The organism is Mucilaginibacter sp. SG538B (genome assembly GCF_013376065.1).
Taxonomy (GTDB): domain Bacteria; phylum Bacteroidota; class Bacteroidia; order Sphingobacteriales; family Sphingobacteriaceae; genus Mucilaginibacter; species Mucilaginibacter rubeus.
Genome location: NZ_JABMJI010000001.1, coordinates 1,365,888 through 1,377,431, shown reverse-complemented (window position 1 = coordinate 1,377,431; position 11,544 = coordinate 1,365,888). Strand labels below are relative to the sequence as shown.

14 protein-coding genes are annotated in these 11,544 nt (G+C 41.4%); 6 read left to right on the top strand and 8 right to left on the bottom strand.

Annotated features, from left to right (window positions below; genetic code table 11):
* Positions 1-12 precede the first annotated feature (12 nt).
* From FHW88_RS05590 to FHW88_RS05565, 6 genes are all read right to left on the bottom strand, one after another.
* Positions 13-828: a helix-turn-helix domain-containing protein gene (locus FHW88_RS05590; protein ID WP_176623775.1), complete on the bottom strand. Its 816-nt coding sequence runs from the start codon at positions 826-828 to the stop codon at positions 13-15.
* Between the two features lie 17 nt (positions 829-845).
* A complete protein-coding gene (locus FHW88_RS05585; RefSeq protein ID WP_176623773.1) occupies positions 846-995 on the bottom strand; it encodes a hypothetical protein in 150 nt (49 codons plus the stop codon).
* Complete coding sequence (locus FHW88_RS05580) at positions 985-1,455, bottom strand: PIN domain protein (protein WP_176623771.1); 471 nt, start codon at positions 1,453-1,455, stop codon at positions 985-987. The genes FHW88_RS05585 and FHW88_RS05580 overlap by 11 nt, the downstream gene beginning before the upstream one ends.
* A 34-nt stretch (positions 1,456-1,489) precedes the next feature.
* The gene (locus FHW88_RS05575) at positions 1,490-2,230 is read right to left on the bottom strand and encodes an ABC transporter ATP-binding protein (protein WP_090524482.1); all 741 of its coding nucleotides are present in this window, start codon (positions 2,228-2,230) and stop codon (positions 1,490-1,492) included.
* A 171-nt stretch (positions 2,231-2,401) separates the two neighbouring features.
* Complete coding sequence (gene gatC, locus FHW88_RS05570) at positions 2,402-2,692, bottom strand: Asp-tRNA(Asn)/Glu-tRNA(Gln) amidotransferase subunit GatC (protein ID WP_176623769.1); 291 nt, start codon at positions 2,690-2,692, stop codon at positions 2,402-2,404.
* A 136-nt stretch (positions 2,693-2,828) separates the two neighbouring features.
* Complete coding sequence (locus FHW88_RS05565; RefSeq protein ID WP_255485210.1) at positions 2,829-3,584, bottom strand: lysophospholipid acyltransferase family protein; 756 nt, start codon at positions 3,582-3,584, stop codon at positions 2,829-2,831.
* A gap of 37 nt (positions 3,585-3,621) precedes the next feature.
* Here FHW88_RS05565 and trpS point away from each other — a divergent pair, with 37 nt between their 5' ends.
* From trpS to FHW88_RS05535, 6 genes are all read left to right on the top strand, one after another.
* Positions 3,622-4,617, top strand: a complete 996-nt coding sequence (trpS, locus tag FHW88_RS05560; protein WP_090524478.1) for a tryptophan--tRNA ligase — start codon at positions 3,622-3,624, stop codon at positions 4,615-4,617.
* A 125-nt stretch (positions 4,618-4,742) separates the two neighbouring features.
* A complete protein-coding gene (locus FHW88_RS05555; RefSeq protein WP_090524476.1) occupies positions 4,743-5,357 on the top strand; it encodes a deoxynucleoside kinase in 615 nt (204 codons plus the stop codon).
* 14 nt (positions 5,358-5,371) lie between these two features.
* Positions 5,372-6,046 carry a hypothetical protein gene (locus tag FHW88_RS05550; protein ID WP_176623767.1) on the top strand — a complete coding sequence of 225 codons (675 nt, stop codon included), beginning with the start codon at positions 5,372-5,374 and terminating at the stop codon, positions 6,044-6,046.
* Positions 6,043-6,777 carry a 3-deoxy-manno-octulosonate cytidylyltransferase gene (kdsB, locus tag FHW88_RS05545; protein ID WP_176623764.1) on the top strand — a complete coding sequence of 245 codons (735 nt, stop codon included), beginning with the start codon at positions 6,043-6,045 and terminating at the stop codon, positions 6,775-6,777. The genes FHW88_RS05550 and kdsB overlap by 4 nt, the downstream gene beginning before the upstream one ends.
* Before the next feature lie 250 nt (positions 6,778-7,027).
* Positions 7,028-8,164 (top strand): FIST signal transduction protein, encoded by a 1,137-nt coding sequence (locus FHW88_RS05540; protein WP_176623763.1) that lies wholly within the window; start codon positions 7,028-7,030, stop codon positions 8,162-8,164.
* Positions 8,165-8,166: 2 nt separating this feature from the next.
* Entirely contained in the window at positions 8,167-9,699 is a 1,533-nt protein-coding gene (locus FHW88_RS05535) for an ATP-binding protein (RefSeq protein WP_176623760.1), read from the top strand.
* 10 nt (positions 9,700-9,709) lie between these two features.
* On the opposite strand, the gene FHW88_RS05530 is transcribed toward FHW88_RS05535, so the two are convergent.
* Both FHW88_RS05530 and FHW88_RS05525 read right to left on the bottom strand, forming a co-directional pair.
* Positions 9,710-10,504: a hypothetical protein gene (locus tag FHW88_RS05530; RefSeq protein ID WP_090524466.1), complete on the bottom strand. Its 795-nt coding sequence runs from the start codon at positions 10,502-10,504 to the stop codon at positions 9,710-9,712.
* Between the two features lie 16 nt (positions 10,505-10,520).
* Positions 10,521-11,396: an SIMPL domain-containing protein gene (locus FHW88_RS05525; protein WP_176623758.1), complete on the bottom strand. Its 876-nt coding sequence runs from the start codon at positions 11,394-11,396 to the stop codon at positions 10,521-10,523.
* Positions 11,397-11,544 lie beyond the last annotated feature (148 nt).

Below are 11,544 nucleotides of genomic sequence, written 5' to 3'. Positions count from 1 at the left end.
AATAGAACAGAATTAACATGGCTTTAATAAAAACTTACGATATGCCGATGGGTTACTGCCGCCAAACTGTTTGAAGCAACGTAAAAAATGGCTTTGATCGGCAAATCCGCAGGCATAGGCGATATCTGTTAAGGATGACCCGTCATCTGCCAATAAAGCAAACGCTTTTTCAACCCTGAGCTTGCGGATATATTCGCCCATAGTACAATTGAAATATCTCGAAAAATCACGGGATAAATGAACCGGGTGGAGCTGTAATAGCCCGGAAAGTTCGGAAAGCGTATGCTTCCGTGCAGGATCATCGGCCAGCAACATTTTCAGCTTGCCAACCCATGCAGGAATTTGTCGTGACATGCCGGCGTTGTTTACCTGCATTTTATTAAGCGTTTGCAGCAATAACATTTCTACAGTCATTGCGGTCAGCTCGTCACAAATCTTTGATTCTTTAAAAATCCGGTATAAAAGAAATTTCACATCCGGGTTCTGAATGGCAAAACTGCCTTCCAGTTTATCCTGTTTTAATTCCAGGTTATCGAACCAGCGCTTTTGCAATTCAATATGAAAGCCACGGGTAAAGCCTTTGGGCTTGATGTTATAGTGCGGATCATGCCAGTTATGAAACAGTAGGCTGCCTGCCGGGCAATGATAAACTTCCTTTTTATTGCCTTCAATAACATTACCGGCCAATATAAAAGTGAAATAGGCATTTTCATGGTAATGCCAGTCCACCTTATCAAGGGTATATTCGGTATCAGTTATGGTGATACCCTGTAAATGCGTTGTTTGATTGGTTTGTCCGTAGAAGCTGCCTGTTTGTAGTTGTTTCAAGGAGATAGTACTCTAACTTATTTAGACAACTTTGGCTGTTTCTTTTCAAAATACTTCTTCAACTCCTGAAAATCCATATGCTGAATTTCTGCATCAATTTTATCACGGGTATCACGCATAAACTTCACAGCATCAAAATCTTTTGTTGTTATCTGTTTAGTTTTCATTGTAAATAATTTCTTTAGGTGAACGAATATCTATCTGCTGATAACCAAATTTAAGATTAACAGCATTGTACCCTCTGATTCTGATTACGTTTACTATATGCTTAAAATTCCAACTTACAAGTATATCAGCATTATTGATTGTAGACATTGCAATATGAAAACAATCCGTTCTGCTTGTTTTACCAACTACATTTTCAGAAAGATAAGCATCGGCCAAATTAACACACTCCTCTGTAAGCTCAACCTTCACTTTCAAATGATCCGGTAAGTCTGCTAACAGTTCACGTACCTTTTTAGGAGCCATTGATAATTCCGATTCAGTAATATCTGAATACATTATAATAAATTGACCTAATCTTATCTTTTCAAAAAGAACTTTTGTTTCTTCCTCAAATTCAATATCGTGATATCCGCCAAATACGGATGTATCCAAATATAGGTTCAATATTTTAGCATCCATACCTACAAAAATACAATATAAAAAGAACTTAGGCTTACACCTCCTCTACCCTGCGGTCAACGGTTTGAACATTGGTATTAACGTAGTCATTCTCTATCAATCCATCGCGCATCCTCACTATGCGGTGGGCATGCAGGGCAATATCTTCTTCGTGTGTTACCAGGATAATGGTGTTACCTTTGGCGTGGATATCTTCGATAAGGCCCATGATCTCGATGGATGTTTTGGTATCAAGGTTACCTGTAGGCTCATCGGCCAGTATAATGGATGGATTATTGATCAGCGCCCTTGCCACAGCAACACGCTGTCTTTGCCCGCCCGAAAGCTCGTTTGGTTTGTGATCCATACGGTGACCAAGACCAACATTTTTCAATGCATTGCCGGCACGTTCCTTACGTTTTTCTTTATTGACACCAGCGTAGATCAGTGGCAGCGCTACGTTATCCAAAGCGGTATTACGGGGCAGCAGGTTAAAAGTCTGGAACACGAAACCAATTTCCGAGTTACGTACTTCGGCAAGCTGGCTATCGGTCATGTGGCTCACATCTATTCCGTTAAGGATATACTGTCCTTTGGTTGGGGTATCCAAACAGCCCAAAATATTCATGAGGGTTGATTTGCCGGAGCCGGAAGGCCCCATTAAAGCCACAAATTCGCCTTTGTTGATAGAAAGCGAAACTGATTTAAGTGCGTGGATCACCTCGGCACCTATTACATATTTACGCCCGATATCTTTTATGGTTATTAACGGCTTGGCAGTATTTATTGGCTCCATGAATTATTTTTTGTTTGGACTGCACTGGGGTGCCGAATGTTACAGTGGTTTTTATTTTTAGTGGTCGGTAGTACGTAAGTCCGATGTCCGCAAGTTTTTAGTCTAACTTACTACCGTCTTAACTTTCGGACTTCTCCGACTTACCGACTTTCCCGACTTTCGGACAAAAAACTATTTCTCAATCACTTTGGCCACCAAAAAGTAATCATCATCATGTTTTGGGGCATTTTCCAAAGCTTCTTCGTGGGTAATTTGTTGTTTAACTACGTCCTCGCGCAGCACATTGGCACCTGTGGTCATGTAAACCAGCGGTTCAACACCTGTGGTATCCACCTCGTTCAATTTAGCCATAAAATCAAGGATCTTGCTCATATCCTTCATTGCATCCTGTACTTCCGCTTCGGTAAGTTCAAGGCGGGCCAGGTGGGCTACTTTTTCAACGGTTTCTTTATCAATGGTCATGCCTGTTGTTTTTTATTTTATAATAGCGTGATCCTCATCGCGCAAAGCGCCGGCATTATCTATGCTTAACTGGGCCGCTTCAATGGGTTTATGCACAAATATATTACAAATTCCCGGTCTGCTGTTATATTATTGCCTAAGCCAGGGTAGAAACGGCGCCTTCAAACTTTAAATCATTGTTCATAATTTCAAATACTTCATCCCGTAAAGCATCGGCATCGTCAATACTCAGGTGTGCCGTTTCAATAGGCTTATGAACCTTAAATTTAGAGATCCCTGGCCTGCTGCCGTGCTTAATGCCGGTATCCCAAAGTATTTGCCATGTATTGGCCGACGATACCGGGATGACAGGTATTTTTAACTCAATAGCCAGCCTGAAAGGACCATTTTTAAACGGGCAAAGCTGCGGGGGATAATGATCCGAAATTCCGCCTTCGGGGAAAATGATAAGAGAAACGCCCTCCTGTAATTTCTCGGATGCTTTTTTAAACGCCCGGAACGACGACATTTTACTATCACGGTTAACAGGAATATCCACCGTACGGAAAAACAGGCCGGTTACCAGGCCATTTTCCAGCTCATGTTTGCCCATAAAACAGCAATTGCTTTTAACCAGGATACACATAGCCGAAATATCAAGGTTTGAGGTGTGATTAGGACAAATGATATAAGGCCTGCTCCAGTCAATCGGTTGTTCATATTCAAAATGGTAAAATATGCCCGCAAAAGCAGAACTCACTAACCCCCAAACCCTTCTGAATGAGTTGAGGGTATGATAGCGTTCGGGCTTACGAGAAAAATAATAGAAAAAAGGCCATAATATAAGGTAGCCCAGGGCCACGCTCACAATGTAAAGATATACGTGTACTTTTCTCAATATCGTTTTCATCATTACCAAAAATAGAAAAATTCCTTACTTTCGCCACACTATGGAGACTGTTGTTAGTGGCATCCGTTCGACCGGAAACTTGCACTTAGGAAATTATTACGGAGCGTTGCAAAACTTTATAAAAATGCAGGATGAATACAACTGCTTTTTCTTTATTGCCGACCTCCACTCGTTAACCACGCACCCTACGCCTGCCAATTTACATGGTAACGTAAAACAGGTGCTGATAGAATATTTAGCCGCAGGCATCGACCCGGAAAAAGCTACCATATACGTGCAATCGGATGTTCCGGAGGTTACCGAATTATATCTGTACCTGAACATGAACGCCTATTTGGGCGAACTGGAACGAGCAACATCTTTTAAAGACAAGGTACGCGCCAATCCCGAAAATGTGAACGCCGGCCTGCTTACCTACCCGGTTTTAATGGCTGCGGATATTATTATCCACAAAGCTACTAAAGTGCCTGTAGGTAAAGATCAGGAGCAGCATCTTGAAATGGCCCGCACTTTTGGCAACCGTTTCAACAGGCTATATAACCATGATTATTTTCCCGAGCCTTTTGCCTTTAGCTTTGGCGAAAGTTTGGTAAAAATTCCGGGATTGGATGGCAAGGGAAAAATGGGCAAATCAGAAGGCGAAGGCAACGCGATATTTTTGGGCGATACACCCGAAGCCATCCGCAAAAAAGTAATGCGAGCGGTAACCGATAGCGGCCCTACCGTTGAAAACCAGCAAAAACCACAGGAGATCCAAAACCTGTTTGATTTAATGAAGGTTGTTTCCACCCCTGATACCCTCGCCCACTTTGATGGGCTTTATAATAAAATGGCTATCCGTTACGGCGATTTAAAGAAACAACTTGCCGAAGATATGGTACTGGCAACGGCCCCTATCCGCGACAGGATCAACGCCATTGCCAACGACGCTGATTACCTGCGCAAAGTAGCCGAAATGGGTGCCGAAAAGGCCCGCGAAAGCGCGTCAAGAACGATAAAGGAAGTTAGAGAGATCATCGGCTTCAGGAAATTTTAAATAGCGGGTTTTGATAGTTCATAGTTCATAGTGTATATTAGTCGGAGTTCATTTCAAAACAGCGGGTGTTCTTCGTTAAAAACATCAGCTATGAACCATGAACTATAACCCATGAACTAAAATATATGCACTTAGCTATTGTAGGAAATATAGGCGCCGGAAAGACCACCCTTACCGAGATGCTGACCAAAAATTACGGATGGGACCCTTTGTATGAAGCAGTAGATAACAACCCCTATTTAGAGGATTTTTACAGCGACATGAAACGCTGGAGCTTTAACCTTCAGATCTATTTCCTGAATAGCCGTTACCGCCAGATCATCGATATCCAAAAAAGCGGGCATAATATTATACAGGACCGCACCATTTATGAGGATGCCTATATTTTTGCCGAAAACTTGCATGATATGGGCCTGATGACCACGCGCGATTACGAAAACTACGAATCAATTTTTCAAAATATCACCGAGTTTATTAAACCGCCCGATCTGTTGGTTTACCTTAAAGCATCCGTGCCTACCCTGGTAAGCAATATTCAGCGCCGAGGCCGTGAGTATGAAATAGGTATCCGTTTAGATTATCTTTCAAAACTGAACGAAAAGTATGATAAATGGATCAACAATTATAAATTGGGCAAACTCCTCATCCTTGATAAAGACAATCTTGATTTTGCTAACAATACCGAGGACATGGCAACCATTGTGAACTTGATTGAAAGGGAGATTAACGGGCTGTTTTAATAGTTTAATAGGGTATGAAGAAGTTTTTGATCTTCGCTTTATTATCTATTCTTTTATTCTCCTGCGAACATAGTTCAGAAAAACAAGTAAATATCAGCACGTGGCATCTGCTCAGTTTGAATGGTTTCAAACTATGGTTGCCTCCTAACTGGCATTTCCAACAGGAACAAGGCATAGACTCTTTTGTAGGTAGAATTATTGCTCCAACCGATACTCTCTCTTTCGAAATTAGTTCGATGGGATATGCTAATCACTTATTACTATCAGAACAGGAGTATATAAAAACTAACGATTGGCAACGCGGATGTGATTTTTGCGATAGAGAACGTACATATAGTGACGCCCCCAATATAAAAGTCAAAATTTCAATACATAAACCTACCGCTAAGCAAAAAAGCAAATTTCCTAAAGCTGACTATATTGCAGATATACTTACCAAAGATAGTACAGTGTATATTCCGATAGAAATCCCTGCAGAGATAAAAGATCACAACTTTAATGAAGAGTCGAAACGAGATTTTATTGTAAAAACAGTTTGGCCAAAAAATCCTTCAAAAGGAATTACTGGTATTTATTATCAAAGTAAATCATCAACTTTAAACTTCCAACTATCAGGCAGTAATTTATCAAAGCAGGATCAGGACTTAGCTTTGCAAATGTTTAAAACCATTGTAATAAAAATCAAATGAAAATCTTAGGCATTATTCCCGCTCGTTACGCATCGTCACGTTTTCCCGGTAAACCATTGGTTGATATCGGCGGTAAAACTATGATCCAACGCGTATATGAGCAGGCAAAAAAATGCCGGAGCCTGAGCGAAGTTGTCGTGGCTACCGATGACGACCGGATCTTTAACCACGTAAACGGTTTTGGCGGCGTTGCGGTAATGACAGGTGCCAACCACCAAAGCGGCACCGACCGTTGTGCCGAAGTTGCCCGCCTGCACCCCGGGTATGACGTGATCATCAATATCCAGGGCGATGAGCCTTTTATTGACCCTGAGCAGATCACCAAATTAACAGCCTGCTTTAACGATCCGGAAACCCAACTGGCCACTCTTATAAAAAGGATCCTGACCGAACAGGAACTGCATAATACCAATGCGCCCAAGGTGGTGATCAATAAATTATCCGAAGCTATTTATTTCTCCCGCGCTACCCTGCCCCATATCCGCGGCCAGGAGCCCGAGAACTGGCTCGAATTTCACACCTTTTTCAAACACATCGGCATTTACGGTTATCGCGCAGATATATTGCAGGAAGTTACCAAACTACCGGTATCCCCGCTTGAAAAGGCCGAAAGCCTGGAGCAGCTTCGCTGGATAGATAATGGTTACCGTATCAAAGTGGCCGAAACCGAGTTGGAAACCCATGCCGTTGATGTGCCTGAAGATCTGGAGAAACTGAAGTTTGATATATAGTTTCTGATTCAACCCTACCAATAGATTAACACTTCCCGTACTGATAACCTTGTTATTCTTAATACGTATAAGATTAAGCGTACTGTATTAAAGTCCAATTTAAACTATTAAAACACAATTCCAATATTTATAATTAATGAATTTTCTGTAAACAATAAGCTGTTTAATACTTTCATATTTCAAGCAATTTTTGTTTCTTAATTTATTAACTTCATCTGTAGCATCACCATATTATTAACCTAAAATCATCATGAAGATAAGGCAGCATCATTTTGTAAACAAGGGTTGGGTAAATTACTTTACAGACCCTGAATTTAGTGCTGAAAAATGTCAGTTGGTACTTGCTTTCGGTGCACCGAAATTAATTACCGGTCCTGAAATTTATGATTATCTTAAAAAGAGCTATCCTAATGCTAATGTAGTTTTTGCCTCCACAGCTGGCGAAATCATGGGCAGTGATGTGTATGACGACAGCATTGTTGTAACCGCGGTTGAGTTAGAAAAATCATCCATAGCCTGTACTGCTACCCATGTAAACAAACAGGCCAACAGTGCCGAAACGGGAGCCTTCCTGATGTCGCAATTGGATAAAAAAGGCTTAAATTGTGTATTCATTATATCCGACGGCACTTTTATAAACGGAAGTGAACTGGTTGATGGCTTTAACCGCGATAATCCGGGCAAGGTTCCCGTAACCGGAGGCCTGGCCGGCGATGCAGCCCGGTTTAACAGCACATTTACCAGTCTTAACGCTGTCCCCGCGCAAGGTAATGTGATAGCCATAGGCTTCTATGGCGATAGCCTGCATATTAGCCATGGATCAAGCGGGGGCTGGGAAGAGTTTGGGCCTCAGCGAAGCATTACCAGGTCGGATAAAAATGTACTTTTTGAGATAGATGGTAAAAGCGCGCTCGATCTTTACAAAGAATATTTAGGTGAGTATGCTAAAGAACTGCCCGGTTCGGCCCTGCTGTTCCCTTTATCATTAAGCATTGAAGGCTCTGACAAAAAGCTGGTGCGAACCATATTGAGCGTTAACGAAGACAAAAAATCAATGACCTTTGCCGGCAATTTACCCGAAGGAAGTAAAGTACGCCTGATGAAAGCCAATTTTGAAAAACTGATCGGTGCTTCATCATCCGCCGCTGCCGATGCCGTAACCGGGCCGGAGCATGCTGATCTGGCTATATTGATTAGCTGCGTGGGCCGAAAACTGGTACTTAACGACCGTACAGACGAAGAATTAATAGCAGCTAAACACATCTTCGGCAATAAAACCACTATGGCCGGCTTTTATTCATACGGAGAATTGTCGCCCCTTAATAAGGGGTCAAATTGTGAACTGCATAACCAAACCATGACCATCACAACCTTTACCGAACACTGATTATGGAGTACCATCACTTATTGGATAAGCAGATAAAAAAATTGCTCCCCGAACAATGCCTGGAAGATGGCGCTATTTTGCAGTTTTTAGATGCAGTAAACAATAGCTTCAAAAACTTTGAAAAATCGATAAAGCTTGCAGACCATGCCTTTAATGTAAGTGAACGTGAATATGTAACGGTTACTGATAACCTGCGGTTACAAAATGAGATCAAACAGCGCTCCATCTCACAATTGAAAGAAGCCATCAGGGCACTTAATCCCGATGTGGAGTTAAACATCTCCGACTCAAACGATGACCTGATCCATATCATCAGCTTTTTGCACGAGCGCATAGCTAAAGCCAAAGAACTGGAAGTTGCCCTGATCCACTCAAAAGAGCTTGCTGAAAAAGCGGCCATGGCCAAGGCGCAGTTCCTCAGCATTATGAGCCATGAGATCCGCACGCCAATGAACGCCGTTATTGGTTTTACTCACCTGCTCATCCACCAGGACCCCAAACCCGAGCAAATGGAGTTTCTGAACTTCCTGAAGTTTTCGGCCGAAAACCTGCTGGTACTCATCAATGACATATTGGATTTCAGCAAGATAGAGGCTGGCGGAGTTGAGTTTGAAAGCGTTGACTTTAGTCTTACCGATCTGATCAGAAATATACGGCTTGCCCTGCTGCAAAAGGCAAACGAAAAAAACATCCAGATAAAACTGATGATGGACCAGGATTTGCCCAATGCCATCATTGGCGATCCGGTGCGCCTGGGCCAGATCCTCACCAACCTGATGAGCAATGCTGTTAAATTTACCCATAAAGGAAAAGTGACGGTAACCGCGTCGTTAGCAAGCAGCACAACTGACTCATCAACCATTGATTTTGAGATATCCGATACCGGGATAGGTATAACGCCTGATAAAATTGATCATATTTTTGAGAGCTTTAACCAGGCCAGTTCAGATACAACCCGCAAATACGGCGGCACAGGCTTGGGTTTAACTATTACCAAACGCCTGCTCCAACTGCTTGGCAGCGATATTACCGTTGAAAGTGAATATGGCAAAGGCTCGGTATTTAATTTTACCCTTACCTTTAAAAACAGCAAAAAACAATTAAGCAGCACAGCCGATAGTGATGAGTTTTATCGCTTAAAAAGTCTTAAGGGTACAAGGCTGCTAATTGCCGAAGATAACCAGATCAATGTGATACTGGCCAAACAATTCATGAAACAATGGGAAGTTGAATGTGATGTTGCCGAAAACGGCGAGATAGCCCTGATGCTGGTGCAAACCCATGACTATGACATGGTTTTGATGGATCTGCAAATGCCCGAAATGGATGGTTACCAGGCTACCCGCGCTATCCGCGAACTACCTGATGATAAGTACAAAAAATTGCCCATTATAGCCCTTACTGCATCTGCCATGCTTGATATCCAGGATATGGCCTTTACCGTTGGCATGAATGATTATGTGAGCAAGCCCTTTAACCCTAATGAATTGCACCGCAAAATTGATCTGTATACCAGGCAAAGGGAGCGGGTTTAATATTTAAAGGTTAATCACCTGTAATTTTCGAGTCTTTGCTGCTCTCGCTTTTTTGTATAAAGCGATCGTTTTCAAACTGAAAAAATCCAGAAAACGTTGCTACCCAATTCTTATCACAGCAAATGCTATAATCAACCCGATATCTGTATTGGAGCTTATTGGTTTTAGGGTCGAACCTTAAAAGTATGCTGTCTGCAGGGTTATAAATATGATCATCATCAGTTAACTGTTCAAGTATAAGGCTACCGTCAGGTTCCTGTTTATCCGCGTTGGTCCCGCCCGCGGGATACTTGTAATTAAATGGGTAATAAACTAACTTTCCTTTAACAAGGGCTATTACCGTAGCTTTGCGATAATCATAAAATATAGTTCCTCCGCAGGTTACCTCTCGTTGAATAATCAGGTATTTATTCGCCCCAAGCTTAAAAATACGTTCAACAGGGCTTATCACAATGTTTTGTATTGCCTGTGCCGAATGTATAAACGCTGTATAGATACAGTTGATATGGCCGCCTACCATCTCGCCCTTTAAAACAAAGATCTTAAACCTGCCATCGGGCGAATAAGTAACTGCGCCTTCGGTATATCGATCACGGCTTCCTTCAATCAGGTTATCGATCCTTGCTTTTGTTAATTGGCTTTTATTGCCCTCATAGCCATCAACAACCAGTTGCTTATTAAGCTGGTAAAGATAGTTGTTAATTATTTTTTGATCGGTGTTTTTTTTATTGGGCGAGACCGTGTGCTGAGCATATAATTCAGCGCACATCAGGATTGCAATTACAAACGAGAACATCGGTTTCATTTAGGGAGATAGTTTATCAGTTAACTTTTTTTATCTGAAACTTGATCTGCAGCGTTAGTGCAAACTCAATGGCGGGTTCTGTAATAACCGGATTTACTATTTTATCAATTCCGCTGTAATTTATCTTTTCGTAATAAGCTGTTACGGTATTATTAAGGTCTTTTTTGACAAACCTGTCATACTGCGACGAAACCGAGCCACCATTATTAGCCATATAAGTTTTGTAAAGTTGCGTTGGATAATAACTTGAATAATCTTCAGCGTAAATTTGAGATACAGATAGCAGTTGAGCGTTTGTTGCCTGCACATATAATTCCTTTTTATGATTAATTACCTCGGTTGCGAGCTTGAATAGCCGGTCGTTTATCTGCTCAATATCCTTAGCGATATAATCAATCTTAACAATATCATAGATCTGAAAACCCGAAGCAAAAATCATCAATTTATCGAGAAGACCGATATTAGAAAGTTTTACTGTAATGTTCTTTTTTATCTCGAATCCTTTTAAGTACTGCTCTGCACGATTATCTTTCACATGGTAATCCAATACTTTATTCTGACCTATCAAATCAACATAAATCTCATCTGGTTTAATATTTAAACCGGCCAATTTGCCAATAAACCCGGCAGTACGCTTATTGATCTGTTCATTACATTTTTCGACAGATGCTGCAGAATCTGACACGGCGAAAGTTACAGCGTAATCATTGGCTATAACGTTCATAAGTACATTGGCTTCAATAATAAAAGTAGAATCGGTTAAGAAGAGCTTTTTACCCGATGGTCTGATCCTAATGCTTGAGTTATCGCCATAAACCACATTTCCGCTATGTTGCGCGTACAGTTTATCGACAAAAAAGAACAGCAGGATAATTGTGATATAGTATCTCATTTGAAGAGGTTTTAAGTTGTTACAGATAGACGGCTAACTACAATCAAGGTTTAAAACAATAACACAATTAGTTTACCCTACTGAAAATATTCTCTATTGCAGGATTACTATGCTCTATTACATAATTCAAGGAACTGCAATATAAGAA